Annotated in this window: 21 protein-coding genes; all 21 read right to left on the bottom strand. The window is 39.8% G+C overall.

Annotated elements, in window-relative coordinates:
• Nucleotides 1–7: 7 nt before the first annotated feature.
• The 21 genes from J4N25_RS19255 to J4N25_RS19155 all read right to left on the bottom strand — a co-directional run bounded on the left by J4N25_RS19255 (nt 8) and on the right by J4N25_RS19155 (nt 25,750).
• Nucleotides 8–856: an ABC transporter permease gene (locus J4N25_RS19255; RefSeq protein ID WP_207423424.1), complete on the bottom strand. Its 849-nt coding sequence runs from the start codon at nt 854–856 to the stop codon at nt 8–10.
• 36 nt (nt 857–892) lie between these two features.
• Nucleotides 893–1,858 (bottom strand): glycosyltransferase family 2 protein, encoded by a 966-nt coding sequence (locus tag J4N25_RS19250; protein ID WP_207423423.1) that lies wholly within the window; start codon nt 1,856–1,858, stop codon nt 893–895.
• Nucleotides 1,859–2,147: 289 nt separating this feature from the next.
• Nucleotides 2,148–2,993: a glycosyltransferase family 2 protein gene (locus J4N25_RS19245; RefSeq protein WP_207423422.1), complete on the bottom strand. Its 846-nt coding sequence runs from the start codon at nt 2,991–2,993 to the stop codon at nt 2,148–2,150.
• A gap of 107 nt (nt 2,994–3,100) precedes the next feature.
• Nucleotides 3,101–3,682, bottom strand: a complete 582-nt coding sequence (locus J4N25_RS19240) for a WcaF family extracellular polysaccharide biosynthesis acetyltransferase (protein WP_207423421.1) — start codon at nt 3,680–3,682, stop codon at nt 3,101–3,103.
• Between the two features lie 13 nt (nt 3,683–3,695).
• Nucleotides 3,696–4,904 (bottom strand): glycosyltransferase, encoded by a 1,209-nt coding sequence (locus J4N25_RS19235; protein ID WP_207423420.1) that lies wholly within the window; start codon nt 4,902–4,904, stop codon nt 3,696–3,698.
• Between the two features lie 18 nt (nt 4,905–4,922).
• Nucleotides 4,923–5,453 (bottom strand): acyltransferase, encoded by a 531-nt coding sequence (locus tag J4N25_RS19230; RefSeq protein ID WP_207423419.1) that lies wholly within the window; start codon nt 5,451–5,453, stop codon nt 4,923–4,925.
• A 124-nt stretch (nt 5,454–5,577) separates the two neighbouring features.
• Nucleotides 5,578–6,741 carry a glycosyltransferase family 4 protein gene (locus J4N25_RS19225; protein WP_207423418.1) on the bottom strand — a complete coding sequence of 388 codons (1,164 nt, stop codon included), beginning with the start codon at nt 6,739–6,741 and terminating at the stop codon, nt 5,578–5,580.
• On the bottom strand, nt 6,741–8,120 hold the full coding sequence (locus tag J4N25_RS19220) for a hypothetical protein (protein ID WP_207423417.1): 1,380 nt from the start codon (nt 8,118–8,120) through the stop codon (nt 6,741–6,743). Before J4N25_RS19220 ends, J4N25_RS19225 begins: the two co-directional genes overlap by 1 nt.
• A 21-nt stretch (nt 8,121–8,141) precedes the next feature.
• Complete coding sequence (locus J4N25_RS19215; protein ID WP_207423416.1) at nt 8,142–9,386, bottom strand: glycosyltransferase family 4 protein; 1,245 nt, start codon at nt 9,384–9,386, stop codon at nt 8,142–8,144.
• A 38-nt stretch (nt 9,387–9,424) separates the two neighbouring features.
• Nucleotides 9,425–10,018, bottom strand: a complete 594-nt coding sequence (locus tag J4N25_RS27035) for an acyltransferase (RefSeq protein ID WP_207423415.1) — start codon at nt 10,016–10,018, stop codon at nt 9,425–9,427.
• 33 nt (nt 10,019–10,051) lie between these two features.
• A complete protein-coding gene (locus J4N25_RS19205) occupies nt 10,052–11,167 on the bottom strand; it encodes a glycosyltransferase family protein (protein ID WP_207423414.1) in 1,116 nt (371 codons plus the stop codon).
• A gap of 36 nt (nt 11,168–11,203) precedes the next feature.
• Nucleotides 11,204–12,280, bottom strand: a complete 1,077-nt coding sequence (locus J4N25_RS19200) for a glycosyltransferase family 2 protein (protein ID WP_207423413.1) — start codon at nt 12,278–12,280, stop codon at nt 11,204–11,206.
• 31 nt (nt 12,281–12,311) lie between these two features.
• The gene (locus J4N25_RS19195) at nt 12,312–13,493 is read right to left on the bottom strand and encodes a glycosyltransferase family 4 protein (protein WP_207423412.1); all 1,182 of its coding nucleotides are present in this window, start codon (nt 13,491–13,493) and stop codon (nt 12,312–12,314) included.
• Nucleotides 13,494–13,568: 75 nt separating this feature from the next.
• Complete coding sequence (locus J4N25_RS19190) at nt 13,569–14,519, bottom strand: hypothetical protein (protein ID WP_207423411.1); 951 nt, start codon at nt 14,517–14,519, stop codon at nt 13,569–13,571.
• A gap of 31 nt (nt 14,520–14,550) precedes the next feature.
• On the bottom strand, nt 14,551–15,516 hold the full coding sequence (locus tag J4N25_RS19185; protein WP_207423410.1) for a hypothetical protein: 966 nt from the start codon (nt 15,514–15,516) through the stop codon (nt 14,551–14,553).
• 13 nt (nt 15,517–15,529) lie between these two features.
• On the bottom strand, nt 15,530–16,090 hold the full coding sequence (locus J4N25_RS19180; protein ID WP_207423409.1) for an acyltransferase: 561 nt from the start codon (nt 16,088–16,090) through the stop codon (nt 15,530–15,532).
• Nucleotides 16,087–17,388, bottom strand: coding sequence for an MATE family efflux transporter (locus J4N25_RS19175; RefSeq protein WP_207423408.1), 1,302 nt, complete (start codon nt 17,386–17,388; stop codon nt 16,087–16,089). Before J4N25_RS19175 ends, J4N25_RS19180 begins: the two co-directional genes overlap by 4 nt.
• A gap of 21 nt (nt 17,389–17,409) precedes the next feature.
• A complete protein-coding gene (gene nusG / locus J4N25_RS19170; RefSeq protein WP_207423407.1) occupies nt 17,410–17,949 on the bottom strand; it encodes a transcription termination/antitermination protein NusG in 540 nt (179 codons plus the stop codon).
• Nucleotides 17,950–18,210: 261 nt separating this feature from the next.
• A complete protein-coding gene (locus J4N25_RS19165) occupies nt 18,211–20,568 on the bottom strand; it encodes a GumC family protein (protein WP_207423406.1) in 2,358 nt (785 codons plus the stop codon).
• 64 nt (nt 20,569–20,632) lie between these two features.
• Complete coding sequence (locus J4N25_RS19160; RefSeq protein ID WP_207423405.1) at nt 20,633–21,379, bottom strand: polysaccharide biosynthesis/export family protein; 747 nt, start codon at nt 21,377–21,379, stop codon at nt 20,633–20,635.
• Nucleotides 21,380–21,694: 315 nt separating this feature from the next.
• Nucleotides 21,695–25,750, bottom strand: coding sequence for a PA14 domain-containing protein (locus J4N25_RS19155; protein WP_207423404.1), 4,056 nt, complete (start codon nt 25,748–25,750; stop codon nt 21,695–21,697).
• Between the last annotated feature and the right edge of the window lie 125 nt (nt 25,751–25,875).

Below are 25,875 nucleotides of genomic sequence, written 5' to 3'. Positions count from 1 at the left end.
AGGGTTTCTATAAAACATCCATTAGCTTATCGCCCATCCTATTAAAAAGAACTATTCCGACGACCAACATAATCAGCATAAAAGTAATGCTGTAGATAATTGATGATAACTCTACAGAACTAGTGTTGAGTAAGGAGTACCTGAACAATTGAAATAATGAACTTAAAGGATTTATGTTTACCAGCCATTTAATTTTAACTGGAACTAAACTTAGGGAATAGAATATCGGACATATAAACATCAAAAGACGAATGATCAATTGCAGTAAACCAAACAAGTCTTTGTACTTCCCTGTGATTACGGAAAAGACTAATCCTGTGCCAAAGGCAATCCCGGCTGTAACTATTATTACCGGAATTGCTATGAATATATTTGGGAGGTTGAATCGAATTTCGCCAGACAAGTAATAATAGGCTAGCATCGAAGCCAGAAAAAACAATTGAATTCCGAATCGTAAAAAGTTAAGTACTAAAATAGAGATCGGAGCAATAAGACGAGGAAAATACACCTTACTAAAGACCGTAGAATTATTAACAAAGGTGTAAGCTGTTTGCTGAAAGATCTCTGCAAAAAGATTCCATAAGGTAATTCCAGTAAGGTAATAAAGGAATGATGGAATGCCCTCAGTGGAAACACCGATCACTTTGTTAAAAACCAGTACATAAGTAGCAACGGTTAAAAGAGGATACAAAAGTATCCACACCGGCCCAAGCAGAGTCTGCTGGTATTGGCTGAGGAACTCTTTCCTCACCATGCTAAAAAGAAGGTCTTTAAAAGATCCAAGTTCTTTTAAACTAACCCCTGCCCATGGTGCCTGAGGTTTTATTTCCCAGTCCCAGTTCATTGATTTCATCATAGGTAGCGATTTGTGGTAGTATCGAATATTTGAACCTTAATAAGGTGTTATATATCGGGAAATCTTGAAGAATGATGGTATGCCGCCCTTTAACAATACTTTTATTCCAGAGTAGTACATTAAATAAAATCGCAGCATCCAAAAAAAAGTCGAAAAGTTTTTACTCATTTCCCAGGCTCCCTCGACTTGTTTAATCGCTGCCCTACTATTTTCAGCAAGGAGGCCATTTGCTACCCGAATACTATAAATAGCATAATATTTCCTTGCTTCTTTAAGGCTTTTCGATCTTATCTCTTCAGGTAAATAATTTTGAATTATTGAAATGACTTTATTAATATCCTTAATATTCTGTCCACTGCGAAAAGAGTTATTAGTAATTCCTATGCCGTGAGCTACGCGATAAAAAGCCATTGGCTTAGGAGAGAAAGCGATAGGAAATTGAGAAGCTATCCTTGTCCACATTTCCCAATCCTCGCCGTAATGGACCGCATAGAAACTACCCAAGCTTTCATAAACAGAACGCTTAACCGTTATTGCCGGGGGCTGTACAATTTGGTATTTGGCACTTCTGGTTAAAAAATCACTAACAATACCGCCCTGTTCAGGAAGCTTGGGGTTTCTAATCATTAAAACCTCACCAACATGATTAATATATCTGTAGTCGGTGAATGCTGCTCCAGCTGCAGGATTCAGCGCAAATAGCTTTTCTATTTCAGAATAATAACCGAAATTAACACGATCGTCGCCATGTAGCAGGTGAACATAGTGACCTTTCGACCTATTAATGCAGGTTTCAAAATTCCTTAAGCTTCCACAATTTCTTGATTGGCGGAAATAACCCACCCTTCCCTTACCAATTTCATTAACAATCCCTTCAACGTCACCATCTGTGCTACAATCGTCTACAACTTCAATCTGCATAAACATCTCCCCAGGGTCTTGAATTAGAACACTTTCAAGTGTCTCTTTAAGGTAAGAAATACAGTTGTAAGCAGGTATCATAACAGACCATAAAGGTCTATTATCATAATTTTTAATAAGTTCTATTGAGGGTGGTGATTCAGGAATCCTAACCATTAAAGCTAATATCGAAGTAAGGAAAAACTATCATTTTATAGTAAATAGCAGTCGTGATTACTCAAACTGTAAATACATCAAGTTCAGCAGTATACCCTATAGATTAATTAAATTCTACTATAGATTAATTAAATTCTATCAAACAGAACCGGGATTTATTGGCTGGAAGAACCCGGTTAAGTTTGATGAATTATCATAGGTAGATGAAAGTTTATTAAGCAGATATTCTCAAATCTGATTTTTCCTGGATTTTACAATAAACCTGAGTAAAATAGGCCATTTTTAATATCGCAAACACAAGTCCTCTGGAGCCGTCCTTGAAACCGCCCATTAGAAAATAACTGCCGCAGAAAAAGGCGGGACCAATGAGTGGACTGCGCATAAGGCGATATTTCACCTTCTGTTTCCACGTCCAGGTTTTCTCTAGTTGACTATAATTATATGCCTTTAAAAACCGGCCAGCTTCCCAACTCGCATACTCATTATGCTTTACTACATAATGAGAAACACCTCTAAAATCCTGATGATCTATTTTACTTTTAATGACACCAATTTCACCTTCTAGCAAAGGGTGCTCATGCACTTCCATATCAAGGCTACTCCATTGCTCTTCATCAATACGTTCGTACTCACCTGCACCCACTTTAAACAATGCTAATTTTCTAAGTGGATATCCTCCTTTTAATTGACGTCCAAGAAAATAGATTGTATAGCTTAACCAGTAACCTACTTTGCTATTATCTTTATCGGATAGAACGGTCCGCAATTCAGTTTTAAAATCTTCGGTAAGGTATTCATCAGCATCAAGAAACAGTACCCACTCAGTTTCTGGCGTAAAGTTGCGTAGGTACCAGTTACGCTTCTTTGGAAATCGACCATCCCAATTAAATTTAATTACCTCTACGCCTCTTTCTTCTGCAATTTCACATGTTCTGTCCGTACTCCCGGAATCAATAATTACGATCTTTTCTGCAAGATCATCTCCTATGGCAGCAAGACACCCAGGTAGATTATTCTCCTCGTTTCGTACAGGAATAGCAATGGTTAAATTAAGTTTCATGGTAGATATGGTAGCGTGTAAAATCAATTACTTATGAAGTCTTTTTAGACAACGTGACTCTATAAGTGCACAAATCATTATATACAGTTGTGGTATGAAAAAACCTATTAATTCAATACCAAAACCTCGTTTTCAATATTATTCTCACTTGCCATTATTCTGGCCTTTATAGGTTTGCAAGGATGACCGGCACATACCATCCACCCGGGAGTACTTTTCGTAACAACCGAGCGTGCGCCTATAACTGATCCCTCACCCACCTCAACGCCCGCATGCACAAATGCCTCTGCAGCCACCCATGCCATTTCTCCAATCACTATGGGCTTTGTTATCAACGGAAAACCTGGATGAGTATAATCATGAGTACCGGCACAAAGATGTACCCCCTGTGAAACAACCGCCCTTCTTCCTATTGTTATGGTCCCCTGTGAATACAGTATTGCACCATTGCCAATTCCGCATTCATCTTCTAATACCAGGTTCCATGGTGCCCAAATTTTTACCCTAGGGTAAACATGAACCCCTCGTCCAACCTTTGCTCCAAATAGACGGAGCAAAAATGATCTCCAGCTATGCAAAGGTCTTGGAGATGAACGAAAAAATAGAGTTTCCACAATTCCCCAAATTACCCGAGCGATACGGTTCTTTAAAGAAAATGATGGACCAGTAATTGTATTTTGATTATGCATAACTCTCTTCTAGCTAAACCAGCTCCTCGCGGAGTGCTTTTTCCATGCGGATAGCAGCGGGAACAATATGAAAATATTTCTCAAAGCATTTCTTGGCATTATTCCTGAATTCCAGTTTTTTATCGTCAGACAATATTAACCATGACTTCAACATCTGCGTAGTTTCTTCCAGATTAACATTGGCTACAAATCCTGCAGAGTCAGATTCAATTTCCCGCCAAATATTCACCTCTTTTGATATCAGTACAGGAGTTTCACAAGCTAATGCTTCGACCACTGCAATCCCAAAGTTTTCCTGATGACTCGGTAATACAAAAACTTCCGCACCATAAAAAGCACCCCATTTAGAATCACCACTTAACATCCCCGGAAAATAGATCGAATTCTTTGCCTTTTCGTTTGAATTAACCAAGCCTTTAATCTTTTCCCCATACGAACTATCCAATCCAGGCCCTGCAATTACAAGCTTGGGAAGATCCCCATATTGGTCAATTAATCGTAAGTAGGCATTTACAAGTATGTCTACTCCTTTCTTATGATGAATACGACTTAAAAACAGGAAGTACTTTTCACCTTTTACTTGCGGACATAGATCAAGAAAAGCATTTTTCATCCTTTCGTTATACATCGGCGGCTTTTCAATTCCATACCCAATATTCAACTCTTTCTTAGGTTTATAGTGATCAAAAGTTTCACGGGCTAGCAGAAGCTCTGTCTCGCAAGTAAAAAGAACGCCACTCGCTCTATTTACTACTTCAACTTCAATTAATTTCCAGTAAAGCCAGTTCCTGAATGCCTTCAGCTTTCTTTCTGGGGCACGTTGAAAATAAGGATCAAGCATACCATGTGGCATAATAAAGAGCTTTGGTAGCTTTAGGCTACTGCCAGTTCTCTTAATCTCGCCTTCAAGCTGTTTTATCACCTTGGTTACTGCATAACTATGATATAACCACAGACCATTAACAATAATTACATCAAAGCGGCAAATATTATCCCTAAGCCACGGTATAAGCTTTTCACTATAGCACCAAGGGCTCTTGCCAGGCCCAAGAGCATGAATTGGAAATTTATCCTTACCAATGAAATCTGAAGTAGGATCATCAAGTGATACCACTTCTCTGAAAATACCTCTTTGTTCCAATATCGGTATTGAATTCCTGATCCCCTGGCATGGTCCTCCGGAAGAAGGATTCATACTTCCAATTAGATGCAACAGATACATATTTTAGTTTTTTAATAATTAATATACAAAGCCGTCAATACGGGTGAAATATTTAGCCTCAGCTGGAATATCTGAGATCGCTTTCGCAGGCACGCCACCATAAAGTTTCCAGGAATCAGTATGAGCCTTATTAAGAAGCGACTTTGCACCAAGAACAGAATGAGATGGAAGTACAGCACCACCTAGAACCACCACATCGGTACCAACAAAAGTATAATCTCCAATCTTAATTGGTGCACTATCTTGCCTGTTCTCCATTACATTTATGGAGTGAGTAAGGAATTGAGAATGGTACCCTGCAATAGTAGCAAAGCGTCCAATTTCAAGCACATTGGTACAATCAAGATGGTGATGCTTGGTTATCTCGGATGATTCTCCTAAAAGAAGTTCAGCTCTCCGTTCCGGCTGATGATTAAAATGTTTTGATCCGTTATTTGTAGGATACCCGGTTATCCAATTACTTCGTCCAATTCCAGAATTTGCACCCATTTTTATAAGGGAGAGATTTACCGCTACGGTAAAGTGATCAATTCTCGAATGCTGTTCCATAATCAATTTTTTTGGAAATATCCATGAGAGACCGATGTAAGCTGTAGGGTGGATCTCGTATTTAAACCATTTCTGTAAAATAAGGCGCCTTACAGGCCATGGAAAAAAAAAAGTTAAAAGTTTCTTAACCATACACTAAAGTCTGCTTCTCAATATTTAGCAAATCAAGATATGCTTCGATCATTTTCTTTCTCCCAAATCTTCTGCTGTTTTTGAAGCCCCCCTCTATCAGCTCAGACCTTAATTTCTCATCAGATAAAGCTAACAAGGCATTCGCAAATTCCTGAGGCTGAAATGGACTTGCATGAAGGGCATTTTTACCACTTACTTCAGGCATCGGTTCTACATTACTAGCTATCACCGGCACTCCACATGCCTGAGCTTCTATTATCGGCCAACCAAAGCCTTCAGAAAACGAAGGAAACACAAAAGCATAGCAATTACTGTACAAGGCTAGCAATGCTATATTACTTGGCTTTACAACGGAGATAATTCTATTGCTTAAGTTCAATTCCTGTGCGTGCTTTTTCAATTCATCATCAATAGGCTGACCCGCAAAGCAAATATTTCCCAACCATCTATCACCTGCTAAATGAACCATATCCAACAGCATTTTGCGATTCTTACGCTGGTGAGATTGGCCAACATGTAATAAATAAGGTATTGAGGTATCAATTCCAGCTACCTTCAAAAGTGGCTCTGATTCATCAGATGGAAGCGGAAAATAATCGCTATTGAATGCGTTATGAATTACACGCCAGTCCTTTAGAAGGCTCTTATGAGTTGGCTGTAGTTCTTCCAATTGTGTCAATGTCAACTGAGACACAGCAGCTAGTCGCTTGGATTTGCTGAGATTATTAAAAATCCACCTTTGCAACAATTTTCCAAAAGCTGTTGCATCACAATGTGCATCAGAAAAACCGAACGCACCACGAATAGCTAAAACGTCATGACATGTTATTGTCGTTTTTCTGGAAGGCAAATGCTGTAGATACGGGGCATTTGAATGGTCACAAATGTGAAAGTAAACCCCATCCTTATTGCCTAAGCCTCCAATAAATACACGCCATCTCAAAACAAGGGAAAATAAAATCCATTTATCCAGATAACCCAGCCACTTAAAGATCCCTTTGTTAGTTCGTTGTGCAGCGGATGCAAAAAAAACAGTCGGCCTCCAAATTTGAGTTTCCACACCAGCTTCATTTAGACCATCACTTAACATCTGGGCAAAGCGCTCCATACTCTCTTGTCTGTCAAGAGGATAATTTGCTATTAAAATGACTTCCATCAGCTTTTAGTTTGTATAGAGAAGTTCTGTTTTTTAGTTCGAGGAACTCTTAAAGAAGCTATTACTAAACCAGCAATTAAAGTACCAAATCCCAGTGCCGTCGGCTGGCCCCATTGCCCCTGTGGTATACATAATAAGCAAAAGCTTAATAACATCCATGGTAGGAGGTCACCCATTCGTAGGCGACTAAAGCAAGCCATAGTTAACTGCCAGCAAAGTTTTAATCGTATGAAGATGATTGAGATACCAAGAGGAGCTCCCATTTCTCCGATAAGTCGCCCCCACTCTTCTTCTGAAATAAGAAACACTACATCTCCGGTAAGAAGCATCGCACCAACATTTGTACCCATGCCTATACCAAAACCAACAAGTGGAATTTTAACCGGTACACCTGCTATCGCACCCAACATTCCTCCCATATAACGGTCGCCCAATACTCCTTCTAAGCCACCTTCAATTTCATTTGCTGTTTCAAACCGGTGCAGAAAAGCTTCCGTAGCTGTTTGGAAAAATTCAGTTTGGCTTAGTAAAGCCATTGCAATTACCATTCCCAGCACTGCAATAAGCATTCGTCCTATATACTTTGGTTTGAAGCATATTGCTATCATCGCGAAACCTAGTGAAACAAGAAGTTCAAAGAACAAAGTCCTGCTGATCGATAATGATATCGAGGCAAGAACAGCGAGGGTAGCAGTCACAAGAAGTAATTTATTTACCTTTCCCGGATTAAGCCAGAAGTAGAGAACATAAGCACCAACAAAACCAAAAAACATCCCGTTTCCATTAGTAAAAGAAAAAGTACCAGGTGGCCGGAAATATCCAAGAGCACCACTAAATCCGGCTCCTTCTTCACTCCCTCCTACTCCCCTGTTAACCCAAGCCGATTGGGGGCTATAAAATTGCGTAGCAATCAGTACCACCATTGGAACAGCAATCCATAAAGTGATTTTTCCAAGCTGAATAACGTCGTCCCTATCGAAGATTCTTCCTATCGCATAAATTAGCGGGAAATGAAACAAGAAAACTCTTGCTCCAAAAAAGGCCACCGCCGCGCTTTTATGCCCAAATATCATACTGAAGAGGATAGAAATGGCTGTAACAATCCAAATAGCAATGATATTGGGGTTTAGAACTAATAACCCCCGTTTCCAAGCAAGCCATATTATCCCTAATGCAATTGGATCCCTTACAATTAGCAAGGGGCTTGACAGAGCAGGCAAAAACCATTTTCTAAGTGCTCCTTCAAAAATGAGCAAGATAAAATAGAGCCAGACCCCTTGTTTAAGGAGTTTCATAGTACCTATGGCCCCAATTAACTTTTCCTTTTTACGCCGTGTAATCTCGGCGTTTAGTGGTAGTGGAAAGTTTATGTTTTGCATAGTGCGTGGTAGTACTGTTTGTTAATATCGAAGTAGGGATTTTACTATGCCTGAACCATAGTTTTCCCAAGTATATAATGCTGAGTGCTCAATAGCCTTTTTTCCCATCTCAGCGATCTGATCCCGGTTATTTAAAAACCAAAGTATCTTCTCTGCAATAATTTCCGGAGACCTAATAGGCACAAGAAACCCTGTTTCCCCTTCAATGATCAAATCCGCTCCTCCAGTGTTGGGAGTAATTATAAGAGGCAGTCCCTGACTCATCGCTTCCTGCATAACCAATGCCCTTCCTTCTACAATGGAGGGCAGACAAAACACGTCGCATGACCGCATTAATTCTAATACTTGGTCATGCGGGCGTCCTGCTTCATAGGTAAAATTGAAAAGCTCGTTTCTATAGAATTCCATAGGTGCCTGTAACGCTCCCATTACCACCAGTTCAACATCATTCCGGTTTAATAGTCTAATAGCAGCAAATAGATCGCCCAAGCCTTTTCGTTGTCCCATTGAACCTGCGAATAAAACCCTTAAAGGCTTTTTAGAATCTTTTCTGGCCATTGAGGCATCCTTTATTGTTGCCGGTTTTGGAGAACCAAATGGAGCCATGTAGATCTCTTTATCTCTTGCCCAATCAGGTAAGGAGTCAAGGACAAATTTTCCCGGTCCAACCACTACATCCGCAAGATCAAGCTCTTCAGTTTTTCTTGCTAGCTTACCATCAGAATCTTTGATACCCCCGCCAAGAGTATTTGCCCAGCCAGGTAAACGTTCAGCTTCTTCATACATCAACTTCCGGCCAGTCTCCCAGTAGGCTATTGGCAGATCATAAATGCATTTAAGCCCTATTTTCTTAGCTGCTTTGAATGTTTCAAGAGCTCCATCTTCATAAGCGTATACACCTTGTACTCTTTGTTTTCCTGCAGTTTCCAATAAACGTTTGGCTGCGACACGGTCAAAGTCACGATAAACCGCATCTACACAAGCCCATCCAAATTCATGTCGGGTGTAAGACTTCAGACCAACTTTTGGAAGGAGCATTCTTGCGAACTCCCTTGAGGGGTGCGTCCAAATTTTCTCACGGGGAATAGGAAATGTCCTTCGTAACCATTCCTGCCTTAATCCTGCAGGCAGGAGGTTAATCCAACCCGCTTTAGGATTAGTGGCTAACGTTGTATTGAAACCAGCAAGCATGCCGGCCTCATTTAAACTGCTAATAACAGCACGGACATTCCGGTTTCCGGTGGGATGGGAAACAATAATATTCATAGGTAGATGGTAGACTTTTAAGTAAAATAAGGAATTAATTAACCCTTTAACCAAGCTCTGTTTTCAGCAAGAAACTCACAGGGATTATAGTCAAGGTTTTCGCATCGCTTCTTTGATGTTGGCCGGGCGGGGTTTCCTACAACAATATCTCCCGGGGCTACTGATTTACTAACCACAGCACCGGCCCCAACAACCGCTCCCCGTCCGATAGTAACACCTGGAAGAATAGTAGCACCTGTAGAGATCCAGGCATAATCCTCAATAACTACGGGCTTTTTAATGTGCCTCCATTTTGGGTCGGTAACATTATGGGAAGCAGTAAGTATCTGAACCCCATCATTGATACATACTCTTTCACCAATTTCGACGCTTGTAAACAAGGCAATATGAACTTTTCCAATAAAAGAAAAAGCGCCAATGCTCAAATGTTCTTTATGACCATCTATAGTTGCTTTCCCAATTTCTGCAGTTGCATGTATTTCAGCACCTAGTTTTATTAGTTTAGCTCGACGAGCATTTCTTTTATATAATTCGCCGAACGCAAAAAAACGTTTTCCCCAGGCTTTGAAAAAGTCGACTGAACCTAATGGAAACCTTGCCCTGTTAATAAATAAATAACTTAAGCTGGCCATGTGTTTACTATATTAATGTATGTAGAAATTTCTTTAACTTGCTGTAGATAGAACTTCTATCAGCTGATTTGAAACATCGCTTACACCGTTGCTTATCCATACATCTTTCCTGCTATTTAGGAATTTTTCAAGTCCTCCATTTTGATACTCCCAAATCCCAGCAGGAACCTTAAGATCACTAACACCACGGGGTTGGTAATTCATCGCCACGCAGAGAACAGGAAGACCATGTGCTTGCATTGCTGCAACAGTTCCGCTCTTTTCCACCAGTGCAATTGGATTAGTGGATAATCCGAGGGATGCTTTAGATAAAACTTTGGATATTTCCTCGAATGGCTGTTCTCCTAACACACGGACCAACATACCCTTCTTCTCCCAGGCATTTACCCATGCTTCTTGACCTTTCCCACAACGACCAACAAGGGTTAAGGTAATGCTAACCTCATATTTCTTACTATAAACTAAAGCTTCAGAAGCGAGTTGATGAGCCGGTGCCCCAGGGTGAATAGTTCCAAAGAGCACCCAAGTCTGTTCCCGCTGGTTTTCCTTACTTACCTTTACTACTGTTTTTGATGAGGGAACATTCGAAAATAAAGGCAATTTACTTGCTTTATATCCCAATTTCTTAAGCTGGGCCTGGTATAACTGGGTTTGAGTATGAATTACAATCGGTTGAAGACTAGATAGCAATGATTTAATTATCTGCTTCTGAACCATTCCCCACATTGCCATTGGCCGTGAAGACTCCAAACTCATACCCACCCAAAGCTCGTGAAACATTAAATGCCATCTACGGCCTTTCCCAATTTTATTTAGAAGCGAACTAAGCTTTATTGGAAGCCCTTTTGGATGAAAGGAGAAGATAACAAATTGGAGACTTAACCATTCGGGATCAAAAACATCGATCCATACTTTAGCTTCTTTAAATCTTCTGGGTGCCGGCCAAGAGGAAGGAATTCGCACAACCTGTAATTCATAACCCTCTGACGTCTGGGCTCCAACAAACTCTTCCTCTATAAATTTGTCGTTCAATGAAATTACTGAAGCTTTATGGCCTTGCCGTAATAATTCTACGGCAAGTCTTCGAACGTAATCTCCAACACCGTCTCTGCCTGGTTCTAACGATCCACAAAGAAAAACAATATTCATAGGTAGATGATCTGTTTTTAGTTTTTAATGTATTATTTATCCGATTTCTGCAACCTGAGCTGCTGATTCGAGCTTTTCAGCCCCGGTCGACCGGTTCTGGCCGGGCGTTTTTTTTTCCATCTTCAATGGTTGTATGGCAGTTCTCACCATGTTTCTTCCACCTTTCAGAAATGCAAGGATTGAATTTGGAACCAAACGATTTAAAACATTATAGTTTTTTATCAGGTGCCATTCTGGATGTAAAGCCTTAACTTCCTTTACATATTTGAGAATATCTAAAATGCTTTTTTCATTTCTGTTCTCCTTAAGCGTGATTCTCCTGGTAGCATCTAAAAGGGAGTAAATTCTAATCAAGTTCTTGTCAAACCCTGAGTCCCTCATATAAGATAGTACGCCATTAGAAGACCGGATTAGACGCTCCTCCTTCTTAAGCAACACTTCTTTACTCGCTAATCTTCCTGAGTAATTGCTTGTATGCACTCTCCACACAGATTGAGGCTTTTCAGTAAAAAAGCTTTTTCCATAAGGCAGCAATACAAGAATGAGAAATTCGTCGATAAACATATCGACATCGTCTGGGATAGTTACTTGTTTTAGTACAGAAGCCCTGGCTGCATAAGTAGAGCCTCCACCCCATAAAATAAAGTTGTTGTAGAAATGGTATAATAGCCAAAAACCGTTGATTGGCTTCCCAAGCAGTTCTACTTCTATATTTTCAACGAAGGAGGTTTGCAAGTTTTGATTAAATACTTCTGCCGCAGAACCCACATGAACAATAGATTCATCAAGTTCAAATGCATTAACGTAACTAGTGATTTTTCCAGGAAGGAAATAATCGTCTGCATCGAGATTGAAAATATATTTCCCTGTACTTTTCTCTATTGCATGACGTGTGGCACTAGCTTTCCCTTTATTCTCTTGATAATAATAACTGATCAAACCAGCATCTATATAGGGCTTAAGAATCTCCGCTGTATTATCAGTAGAGCCGTCATCCACAACAATTATTTCTACAGACCCCTGATCATAATCTTGCTTTAATACGCTGTGGATAGCTGTTTCAATATAATGAGCATAATTGTACGTGGGAACAATTACAGATACGTTAATCATATACCTAATTTAATTGATAATTGATAAGCTTCTAGTTTTTTACCGCCTTTGCAGCGGCATCTTCTTCTGATAAAAAAGATAGGTCTTTCAGCACTTGTCTGAACTTCGTATACACCTGTCCCCACGACAACTCGTCCTTGTAAAATTTATAGCTACTATAACAAAGTTCAGTATATGTTCTTGTGCCAGGCAAATTTTGAATAATAAATTTAAAAGCATCTTCAGTAAAATCGCCTCTTGAGGTAAAACCATTCCGTGAGGTAACCACAGATGGAATACCACCCACATTGGTGCTGATGATAGGCAAACCGAATGAGTTCGCCTCGCTAAAAGCAACCGGGGTACAATCTGCTTTTGTTGGAAGCAGTAGGTACGAGCACTCTTTCAATAGTCCTATCAATTTTTCTTCACCGCCCGACTGATTTTTATTAATAAAACCAAAAGTCACAATATTCCTATTGTGCCTAAATCTCTCTGGTACTTCGTCACCTACGAGATATAATAAAGTTCTAATACCTGCAGCGTTTAACTTATCAACCAGTTCTACAGCGTCATCCCCTCCTTTTCTTTCCCAGTTTAGTGCCAGGAACAGCAGCTTGATCACTTCCCCGGTACGAGCTTCCACAGCTTCTTTCACCTCCGTATCGGCCCCTGCCCTGGATAGATTGGATGCGAAATAGATTTTATTCAGCTTTCGCGGGTCTGTATCATAATCCTTAATCGCCGAATTGATTGCCCAATCGGAGGTAAAAACAATGGCATCACTTAATCTAAATGCCTGGCGCTGTACCTCATTCCCGTGATTTAGGCTATATTTAGAAACATTAGTTACGTAAGGATAAAAGTTCACCAGATTTTTGAATGTAGCATCATTCCAATAAACTACCTTGTTATCTGCTTTCTTCAATATAGGTATTAAAAAGAACTCAAATGTTATTATGAGGTCGTAATGCTCGCTTAGCAATTCCTTATTATCAATTTTGTTTTTTTCAATAATACTTTTGTCTGTCCAGCTTAAATACTTCTTACCAACTACCCTATTATAATAGAACCCCCTTAGGTAGCTTAGCTTATGCCTGGTAAAAGGCAATGTGACGTAACTGACGGAATCTTTACCGAAAGTATCCTCAAGCATTAAAGACAAGTGATAGGGAATCCCTGCCCATACCTTAATATCTTTTGAGTCATATGTGTTAATTACAGCAATTTTCATGATGAGAACTGTTAAGGTTTCATATTAAACTATACCATGGTGACAGGTATATAACTATTATTGAAATATTGATAATTAACGACGACTGTAAAAGCGACCAATTAAAGCAGCAACGTTTACGCTTAACCTTTTGCGACGAACAATAGAGGCTTTATAATAATTAATAGGACTTTCAACATTGAACCAGAAAGCCCTGTCTGTTAGCGAAGGAGGCACTCCCTTTAAAGCAGAAAGAATGAACTTCTTTTTCCATGGTTTAGGAGATCCAACAGCATGTGACATTGTCCACCCTCCAGGTGTAAAATCCATAGCTTCCGGTCCCATCTCACTAATTGGAGAACTACAAGCCATTGCTGCAATATTCAGAGCATCCTGATCAAACACATAAAATACAAATGACCGCGGTAGTGAATGATCCCACTGATCAGGTGTAACATTATAATATTTAATAGCAGTATCCATTATCTCAAGCCATAGCCTGAGGAATTCAATGTGTTTGCGCGCTACTCCACAGAATCCAGCATTAATATACGAATGTGTCCGTCTGATACTCTTTCTATTGCATTTTTCAAGGACCTTCTCCCACTCCAGCCGAAGTGGATGAGTAGGCGGCATATCATTACTGGTAATTTCATGAACTAAAGCAACACCGTTGTCCATCCACGTTTCATAAAAACTCCAGGGACATTTATTGACGATATCGGGGTCAAAGTAGGCCATTGCTTCCACTTCTTCTGGCAGTATATCCCATAAACGTAACATAAAATTGGGTTTAAAATTGGAGAGATGATACTCTGTTTTTATAGGCAGAAAGTGAATAGATAGATCTGCAGATATCGTAAGGCTTACTGCTCCGTCCCAATTAATAGAAGAATTTGTTTTTGCTCCTCTCGCCCAGGCTGGTAATTCACCTCGATAGCCAGCATAAATATCGCCCCTGTATCCCTGATTATAAAGGGAATTTGTAAGGGCAACTACTCCTTCGTGATAGTGATTTTCAAATAAGGTGCAAACGGTAGATCTCATAGGATTTCTTTAAGGGATATGGGCAAGTTCTCTACTTGCTGTAGAAGCGCGCGATAAATCTTGATACTTTAAATGCTACTTTTCTATTCCACACTAAACTGTTGGGCTGCGACATGATCGGTTCATTTGCAAAGTTCCAGTAATCTGCATAAACCTTATTCATTCTTTTTCCCTCAATGATTTGTTTCACTGGCTTCCAGTTCCATGGTTTGGGTTGTCCAAGCGCGTGAGACATCATAGACGCTCCGGGTTTAAAGGCCATGCCTTCCTGTCCCACAAAGCTAACTTCGCCATCCCATGCTTCTACTGCCGCATTTAAGGCATCTTGATCTGTCTTTGGGAAAGGAGAAAACTCATGGCGAAGACTTTCATGAAGCTTCTCACCCGACAACGCCGAGCGATTTAACCCACCGATCAAGGTGGCCATCTTCTCCTGCATCAACTTCCAGATAATTAAGAAATCCTTATTTCTTTTATGAAGACCAACATAGCCCCCATTGGCATACATGGACTCCTTAAAGGTAAGCTCGATATTTCTTTCCCCATAAAACTTCCTCCAAGCTTGTCTTCTTGGATGATTTTTTGGCATCGGCGAGTTTACATCTTCGCAAAGAGCCACTCCTCCTTCAACCCATGTCTCATATAAGCTCCATTTTTTGGTAATAACAATATCTGGGTCGAAGTAATAGATTTTATTGGCATTAAATGCCGGACCGTCCAGAAGTTGCAGCATGAAGTCCGGCTTATAATTCGTTAAATGATAATCCGTACTTAAGGGCAGAAAGTAGATTCGCAGCCCCTCTCCTACGTCCAAAGAACTGCTATTCTCCCAGTTCCATACGGCATTCTTCTTAACATCCTTTGCCCAGGGAGGCAATTCACCTCTATAACCCGCATAAATGCTTCCCCGGTAGCCGTTGTTATATAAAGAATTAGCCAACGCTGCTAAACCATAGTGGTAGTTTCTTTCGAAAAGAGTACAAATTACTGAATTCATAGGTATGTTTATTTCAGGTACGATCGCGTATAAACCTTGCAGGTGTTCCCGCCCATATCTGATATTCGGGTATTGATTTATTTACTACTGAACCTGCACCAATTACGCTGCCTCTCCCGATGCTTACACCTTTTAAGATAACGCAACCAGCTCCGATCCATACATCATCTCCAATATTAATTTCGCCAGTCAAAACAGGCTGACTTGTCATTGTATAACCTTTTATCGTGCCATGTCCGGCATCAACCAGAATAGTATAACTTGCAATCATACAGTCGTTACCGACGGTTATCCTACTACTGCAATTAAATTCACATCGGCGGCCGATAAAGGCCCTGTGACCAATAGTTATAGAGGGCCCGGGAGCAAATGGATCTGCAACCTGGAAAAGAACTTCATCCTGGATCAAGCATTCTTCTCCAATTTCGACCTGCTTGGGCCACTCACAAATAATTCGTCCAAGCCTGGCTCGATCTCCGATCTGAAGTCCTAAAGCCTTTAAATACATCTTTCGAATATCCAGGGAGATAGATTTCGCTTTAGACCGGATTATTGCTAAATACGGTTGCTTCATGCATTTACTTTTTCTATTCCCAGAACCTTGTAAACAAATAGGCCTAATAGCATTAGAAAGCCTACCAGGGTGGAAATAATTGAATAAGTGATTACATTTTGAATGTTTGATAGATCCATAAAAAACAACAAAAGCACTTGAACACCTATGTTGCCCATGATATGCAGAGCAGGAGGAAGAACCCAGCCTCTAGAACTAGTTAATGAATAAGCAATACCTGCCATCATTGCTATACAAGAAGAAACTGTCATTAAAATCAACTCAGTATTCAACCCCTGGTAATTTCGTCCGAGAATAAACAACACTTTTTCGGGAAAAAGGTAAACCGCGGCAACAATAAGGAAAATAAGCCCAAAAAGGCTGAGTTGAATTTGAATAAACTTCGAAAGTAATGCCGATCTATCTTCTTGTAAACGGGCAAAACGCGGCACAATTAAAGCAGAAAATACTGTTGTAATAACATTTAAAAAAACGGTTAAGCGTCCTAATGCTCCAACCTCTGCAACATCCGACGTTGAACCAAAAAGTGAAATCAACCATATAGTTATTTGACCAGAAATACAATAATATATAGCTCCCGGAAGTGTACGTTTAACCATTCTCAGCAGCTCCTTACTTATGTTCTGATTACTTGGCATTGCCAAATTAGCATGCATCACTGCAATCTGCTTCAGTTTCAAATTACCGATCGTCCTCGGAATTCCGTTTCCAATCATTGCAACAGCAGTGAAAGGAAAAATAAACAATGAAAGCGTGATCAAAACCAGACGCATGATACTTACCATTACCTGGTTCTTTTGCAGGCGACTTATATCCTGATGTAACTTAGAAGGCACCTCCAGCAAACTGTCTGATAGTGCTGCAAAAAATGCTGGTATTAATGATAAGACGATCATAATTGAACTTAACAAGCTCGCATCATGCTCTCTTAGAAGGTAGAACAATATTGGTGTTACAACTATAAGGCTCAAAAGCGCGAACTTTTTACGAAGATGTAATCCTGTAACTATCACTTCCCCCAACTTATCAGACTCTTTCCAAACTTTACCACCCTGAGCCATCACACCTACAGAGATACCGCCATCCGCCAGAACTGTTAATGTGCCCAGCATGGTGTTAGCTAGCGTGTAAAGAGCATATTCATGGGTTGGTAGCAGACGGATAACAAGGATTCCACTAATTAAGCCGACCGCCTGGATAAGTATTTGAGCGGAGCCAGCAATTGTTATTAGCCGTCCCCATGCGAAAACTTTTGAGTACCCAGGATTAGTAATTATGCTATTTATAACAGCTCTCATTAACCTTTATTTGTTTAGTACCTAGCAAGACTGAAATACTGCGTTACTACCCGGTTGGGCGTACATATTACCAAGCACTTCTACATATTCCCTACTGACCTCAGCTACAAGTGCACAACCAATGGAAGGAAGCTCTACTTTCACCGTTCTTTTGTTGACATTGACTATATGACCTTCCATATTCACAAATGATCCGGCAGTGATACGAACTACATCATTAGTTTTAATTGAAGTTTTTTCTAAATGCACATTTGTTGCTTCTTTTAAGAAATCTTGTATTGTAATTATTTCACTATCGTGTATTACAGCTGGCTTACCAAGCCAGTAAACAAAATTGATTAGACCTGTTACCTGCCTTACAGCAAAATGTTGCTTTAGGTTCATCCGAACAAAGACATAAGAAGTAAAGAGCGGTTCTTCCACAATCTTACGCCTGTCACTCCATTGCTTTAATACCTTGTTAAGTGGACAGTAATTTTCGATACCAATAGCAGAAAGACCATCAGCTACTTTTTTCTCGAATCTTGGCTTTGTATAAACAGCGTACCAGTTTGTTTTCATATATCAATTGTTAAGAAAATCTCAGGGCTTCGCCACGTCAGTCCCATATTACTTTTTCGGACCAGCGAAGCATGTTTCTCTTAAAAGGTGATGTTTGTCGCTTTATACGTTAATAAAGCCTTCCCAACTGCACTGTTTCTTACCTGCCCAAGGCAGAATAAGTATTTCTTGAGGGTCAATTTTAGGACAAAGAATGCCCTTCAGTCACGATAATAGGACTGTCTATAGGATTCCAGATTGTCAAACCTGACTTACGTTCTACTAGAAACGCTGGAGAAAATTGTACGCTATTTTATTGAATGCAAAAGACTTCGACTTGCTTTCAAGGTAATAATCCGAGTCGTAATTGTAGCCGTACCCGTATTTGGCACGCTGGATCGCATTAAACACAATGTTCACGTTCGGCAATCTGTCCGTACTCACGAGTTCGCGAATAAATGCTAGTTCATCCCTACTTGTCACTCCTTGTCTGATAACATAAAGCGTAACGTCACTTAAACGTGCAAGAATTAAAGCATCAGTAACTAAATGTAGTGGAGGACTATCAATAATAACGTCGTCGTAATTACTGCGTAAGATCTCGAATAACTGAATAAGCTTATTACTTTCCAATAATTCTGAAGGGTTTGGCAACATAGTTCCACAACCAATTACATCAAGGTGTGTGTACGAAGTCTTTTGAACAATATCTGCTTGTGAAGCGCGACCGCTGATCCAGTCTGTGATACCAGGTCGCTCAACTGGTAGATCAAATAATTGCAATACTTTCGGTTTTCTCAGATCAAGTTCAAGGATTACAGTTTTACGTCCTGCCAAAGCCAAAGACGCTCCCATATTCGAACTTATAAAGCTTTTACCTTCATTACCTACACTTGAAGTAACGAGTGTTACCCTGCCGGTCTTCAAGGTATGCAGGTAATACAGATTGCTACGCAGGTATTTAAACTGCTCAGCGATAGCTGTTCTCACATCAGCAGTAACAACCAGTGGTCTGCTTGTTTTCTCATAAACCGTTTCCGCTAACACAGGTAGTTCAAGTTCCTCTTCAATCTCCGCTTTACTAATTACCTTATCATTTATGGTATTGCGTCCGAATATTATACCTGCTGGTATAACTAATCCGAGTAGAAAGCATATTGTATATACCTGGGAAGGAACGGGACTTTTAAGACCAGTAGGCCTTGCCATATTGATAACCCGCGCATCAACTAATGTTGAGGCATAACTTAAAGAGATCTGTTCCCTTTTTTTAAGCAGATATACATATAGATCCTCTTTGATACTCTGCATGCGCTTCATATCTACTAATTCTCGTTCTTGCGAAGGAATATTTTTAATAGATGTCTCAAATTTTGAATTATACGCCAACAGGTTTTTCCGGTTACTGAGCAATGACTCCCGTATATTGGAAATGCTATTGCTTATGGCTTTTTTGGTAGTAGCGATCTGGCTTTTTATAGGATCGAAAATCGGGCTGTTCTCGGGGGTAGATGCGGTTAATCTATCTCTTTCTAATTCCAGCTCTGATAACTTTCCAATAAGGCTATTGAGAACAGGATCACTTAATCCAACGGTAGCAGCATCAGAGATGCTTTGGTTAGCATTCATAGTACTTTCAACCTTCTTAATGATATCCAACTGAATATTAATTTCATTCAGCTTTGCATCACTTGTTTGAACGCCCGCAAGATAAGCTTGTGATTCTGAAGTAATATCTGTCAGACCTTGACTGCTACGAAAACCAACAACTTTGTTCTGTGCATTATTAAGCTCTTTGCTTAGCGAGGCCAAACGTTGATCAATAAAGCTTAAAGTTGCCCTCGTCAAGCGGTCCTTATCAGAGATGGAGGCTTCGTTATAATTCCTCATAAGGCTATTCAGAATATCCTCACCTCTCTTAGGCACAGTTTCATTGATCGTTAGATTAACAAACGGCGTTGATTTATTTAACAAAGACGTTTTAATCATTGATTGGTACCTGGTAGCGGCCGCGTTGGAATTCATAATAGACATCGTGATAGTTGCACCCTGATACAAGTCAAAATTCTCAGAACGCTCAAGTCTCCACTTACCAAACGAACTTTTTAAAACAGTATTAAAGGGAAATTCACTAACACTACCATCCTGCCTCTTGATTATGAAACTTTTGTTGTTATTCCAATGAATGTCTAAAGACTGTCCGGGGAATCCTTCCTTTGCCTCAATCATCACAAATTTGATTGGTGACGACTTATAAAGATCCCTTGTCGACATAGAAGTCTTTTGTTCATACGAAACATTCAATTGTAATTCGTCAACCACTTTACTAACTATATCTAAAGACTTCAGGAACTCCATTTCATTATCCACAACTTTAGCCCCCTGAGACACGTTAATTTCCTGCAACACATACTTGTCATCAGCTGACTGATTCTCGTCTTTGATTAAAATTGTTGATTTGATTTCATACAACGGTTTTGTTGTACGCAGATAGTAAAAGGCAATACCTAGAGTAATACAAAGGCCTAATACAAACAGTGGCCAGTGAAACACGTACTTTAGAAAACTTTCTTTAAAAGAGAGCGTAGATCTCTTATACTCAAAGGGAAGTTCTGAGGAAATCGTTGATTGATTTTTCATAGGGGTAAGATTTTAAAAGTGGATAAGTACAGGAATACTAATCTGAAGAAACAGCGTTTCTACTTTATCTCGTTAGTAAAATACCAAAGCTTACAAGTACCGCCGCAGCTGACAATGCAAGAGAAGCTACCCTTGGTGCTTTTTCATAACCAGCATAAGCAGCTTTACTGGGTTTTACATAAATCACGTCGTTTTTTTGAAGATAGAAGTCGGGAGAATTAAAAATTCTTTTAGATGTAAGATCAATTTTACTGAATTGCTTTTCACCGTTCTTCTCGCGAATTAGTAGCACATTATCTCTTTCTGCAGTAAGCCTTAAATCGCCCGCTAACCCAAGCGCTTCCAGGATAGTAACTCGCTCTGAAGGAATAGGATAAACTCCTGGCTTCTCAACGTCTCCTAGTACAGATATTTTAAAATCTGCAAGGCGAACATTAACAAGTGGATCTTTAACGACTTTGGAAAAATTCTTCTCTAAAATGGTCTCAGTTTCAGCAGTAGTAAGACCCTCTACTTTAACCTGTCCGATGAGCGGTACTTTTATCTGACCAGACTGGTCAACGATAAAACGGGTTTCAGCACCTTTCTCAGGTGACAATGAATGGGTATTCAAAGCTTCCTGATTGGCGGCTATTACTTTAATTTCTAGAATATCATTTTTACTTATTATGGCCTCGACATATTGAGCCCCCGATAATTTTTTTTCCTCTGTGTTTAAGTCCTGAAAATAAGGTACTTTTTTATAAGTGCTGCAGGAAAACAAGCTTCCCAAAATTACTACCCATATAAGGTGTGATAGTTTTTCATTCATAGATGTACGATTGTGGTAGAAATCCGTATTAATTATTCCAATATTAGTAACAAATCTTCATTTTTTATACTCTTTTCTTAAATTTTAAAACTTTTATCATTTTTATAAAAAAATCAAAACAAATTGCAATAAACTCAATCTCTGTCAAATCTCAGGGCGAAATTTTAAAATTTGATCAAAAAAAATACGCAGTAAACACCACCGCGTATTTCTCTCGAGTCAAAAAAATTGCACCGAAAATGGAGAAAATTGCAAGACCGCCACCTTTTTCGTCTAAAAATTGTGAATGAGCAGGAAAAATGACCGTAATTCCTACTAATATTTTACAACCTTAAACTGCTCCTTAATATATTTTCCACTAATGTTAATAATATAATAACCTGGAGGTAATGAAGCGGCTTCATTAAAGCTATAAGAGTAGCTTTTATTGTCAATATGAAACTCTGTGTTTAACAAGATCTGCCCAAGGAGACTTACCAGTCTTAACCTTACTGTTTCCCCAAAATGATCAGTAAACTGAAGATTTAAATTGTTTGAGAAGGGATTAGGATAAGCAATCACAGCCTTTATTGAAGTTTCTTTAGCACGATTATCCTGCGTCTGGTTTTCAGGAAATCCGAGAACTACCATAGATGACGAGGTTTCGTCGACGTTTAGTACATTAACCGTAAGAGTTTGCTCATCATAAAAAACCCCATCAGAAACCCTCACCTTAATTAAATATGTGTTATTTCCATCCATATCCTTCGGGGCTTCATAATCGGGCAAGGACTTAAATGAAAGGTGGCCGGTTTGAGGATCGATGAAAAACCAACTTTTATCCTCTCCCCCACTTAATGAATAGTGAAGATAATTAGAACTGCTAGCCATAATCCTGGTAACATGAACAGTGTTTTCCGCAACACTAATAGTAGCAGCAACTGAACCTTGATTTGAAGTAATAACGGGAGCAGTCGGATTATCATTAAGCGACTCAACACTATATCTAAATCCTTCCAAAGAAACGTTTCGGTCGTAGTTACTACCACCCACCGCTGAAGTCCAGAAATAGAGTTGTAAAGCTTTTGGCATTCTCCAATTACTTAAAGGATCAAATACCGTTGTAGTAACTGGCGCAAAGGAAGCATACCTAACCATAATTCCAGTTGCTGATGCGGTAATTTCTATTGGCTGATAGCTATTTAATGTAGGTCTGATTGAAGTCGAAGCAGCCTGAGCAATTATTTTATCATTTGCATAAATATAAACCTGGTTCGTGGTTCCATTTACTAGCTTGGTGTAGAACCGAACAAGAACTTTTCCTGCATTATCCAACACATCCAGATAAGCTCCACCACCAGACTGGTTTTCATAATTTCCATCGTAATTAATATTACCAGTAATTTTCCAGCCAGATATAGTACAAGGAACGACACCTAAGTTCCTTGTTAATGTATAAGCCCCTGCAGTCTGACGAAACTTTGTTGTCACGTCCGGCGACTTCTGATTTAAACTGGACCTTACATTTGTTTTAACACTCCACCACTGAGCATACTTTGATGTGTAATCCTCGTTAACCTGGTTCCTTGTCCAACCATACATTTCATTTTGAAGAACCGTATTAGTCGGCAATTTCTCCATCAGATCAATTCCATTTGCAAAATCAAAAGGATCAGAAGGATATAAGACAGATGTTGGGATGACTCCCTTCAACTGCCGTGCACTTGACCAAAGCAGGGAGATTGACGCGTTACCGGTTTTCTCAAAATACTCCAAGCGTATCGAATACATCTTTCCTGCTGTAAGGGCTATAGTACTGCTATTTTCAATGGCTGTATTATTAGTGGTCCACTTATCGATCAATAACTTTCCATCTACCCATAACCTCACTCCGTCATCCGCTTTTGTGTAGAAGGTATAGCTTTCTGTATATAAGGGCGAAACAAAACCGGTCCAGCTAACAGAGTAGTTGTCTGTACTTTTAATATTCGTATTGCCAGGTTTACCGCCGGCCCAGTCAAAATTAACCAAACTGTCAACCCTGACTGTTCTCTGGTTCACATTATCCAGATCAATTTCATCATAGTACTGACCCAATAAACCTCTTCCACTTAAATTCAACTCCACAGGCACTACAAATTCACTTATAGAATTAAGGCCGCTGATCTTCCAACGGTGAACTCCACTATGAAAACTCTCATCATTATGATACAAATAGTAAGCATCACCCAACTTTACTATAGCGGTAGCAAAACAGTTTCCAGCCATTCCTGCCGGAGCCTCCTCGTCTTTAACGTCTACCCCTACCGTTCCAAATTGACCCACGAACAGACCATTATCATAAACATGGTTCCATTTATTTGTCTGATTATTCTTCCAAAACTCTCCATTATACCCCCAAAAGATGTTTCGGTCCATTGCCATCGCAACGCTTCCTGCATACTGAACCTGATTACCTATATCATATCTTCCATCTTTCGGGAACTCTCCTGTATAATTTTTATGGGTGGTGATTGCTGTTTTCCATTTCCAGCGATTTTCGCCAAGGGCTACGCCCCCAAGATGGTAAAAATCAGTACCGTCTGTGGAAGGAAGGGATCCATTGAAAGAAACCAAAATATTCGTCGACGTGATCTCTCCTGGTTGCCTCCTTGGGCCTGAAGGAACAGGATCAAGTAAACTAGAAGCAACAGAGCCGTAGGTTTTTTCCACGTCAAATAAAGGATTATTAGATACATCAAAACCTAAGAAAGCCTTTTTTGACCACACCGAATTCCCCCCGGTATACACCTGCTTATTTAAAGATCCGTCTTTGGCTAGCCTCCAATTTAAATCCGGTGTTTCCACTCCGGTAATCCTTACCGTACCGTTACTTACTAATTCTATAATGGAAAACTTAGTAGATGCGTTCCTTTGCATGGCGTAAGTCCTTCCATTACTTAAGGTAACTACTCCTTTCAAACGCATATATTGGTCATTGAGACTTTTAGGAACAGAATGCCCCCAGTTCTTCACCAATTTCCACGAGTCGTTATTCGGAGCTAAGGGTTTAGAATAATCAATCGAAAACTCAAGGTAATTTGCAAATACCCTGTTAATATTATTAGGATCAACACCAATTGCATATGTGCGCGGTAAATACATAACCCTCTTAAGAAAAGTACGCGTTGCAGAATAATGTTGCATCCTGCAATTACCGCTATCGCCAATCCAAAAAGAGCCATCACTTTGATATGCAATAAAACTAAAAGCTCTTTTATCAACATCTTCAAAATAAAACTTTGTATCGCTTACCGTGGCATCAGTACTATAGCCACCAAGCTGACCTAGTGTCCAGGAAGCTGTCCCTGTTGAATTACTAAAGGCTTTCACTTGTTGCGAATTTCCCCCATCACAAACCGTCACAATTGTATTGTCTGGAGAAACAGCCAAAGCGAGGGGACTTACCAGCCCGGATAAACTAAGCAAAGGGGCCGATAAGGTACCATCTGCATTAACAGTAAATTTTTGAACAGAAGACGTTCCCGAAATCACCCATAAATTATCACTCCCGTCTACTGCCAGTCCTTGCGGTGCAATGAAAGAACTTATACGTTGAACCACCGCGCCTGTTGTTTTATTAACAACATCTAACCTATTCAATTCCTTACGTGATACAAACAGAAAAGAACCTCGTTGTTGAACAGCCAGACCGCTTATAGTACCAGAAAGAGTATTAGTGGTATCGATAGCCGAGGTATAGGTAATTCCGTTGACTGCTTTAATAGAAACTCCTGATGAGAAACTCACCTGTTTATCATCTGACTGTCGTGTAGCGAAAACAAACCACTTGGTAAAATCGAACGGATCAAGGCCCGCCCAGTAAACGTTCGTATCATCAGCAGTCACAAATAGTGTGGCTTGTGAGGTTGTATGACTGGCAGGCAGTATGAAGCTTTTGGATTGGGGATTGGCTAGGGGCAGTTTAAATTGCGAAGTGTTTCCTTCATTGTACCCCGCAGCGCAATAGATAAAATTGTTTTTTACGATTGCACCTCTAAGCGATTCGTAAGTATGGATAACACTAGTTCCCGTAAATTGGCTGGAAGTATTACCTATAACACCTTCCCAGGTATAGTTGACATTATTTGAAAGCACCTTAATTTGATACTTTCCTGCGGTCACCAAACGGCCTTCATCGTCCAGTCCATCCCATTTTTCTGTGTAATTTCCCTGACTATATTTTATTCCGCTCCATAAAGTCCGTACCAAAACACCGTCAGTGGTATATACGCCCGCACTAGTAGTAGCGCCAGCACTAAGTTTGAAAGAAAATGGAACAACAACACTTTTCGTCTGAGACGCACATAATAATGGCAGCAGCAGTAAAAATGCCGCAAATAATTTTTTCATGAACTCATCATACTCTGCTTGTTAGAAATGAATTAGCAGAGCCCCTTTTATGCCACTTGTCTACGCGAGTTCGTTACAAACGTTACAAACGCTTCCCAAAATTCCTCATCTTCAGGGAAATAATT

It is taken from the genome of Desertivirga brevis (genome assembly GCF_017355835.1).
The sequence above is the reverse complement of the archived record's forward strand: the minus strand, read 5'-3'. Positions and strand labels throughout refer to the sequence as shown.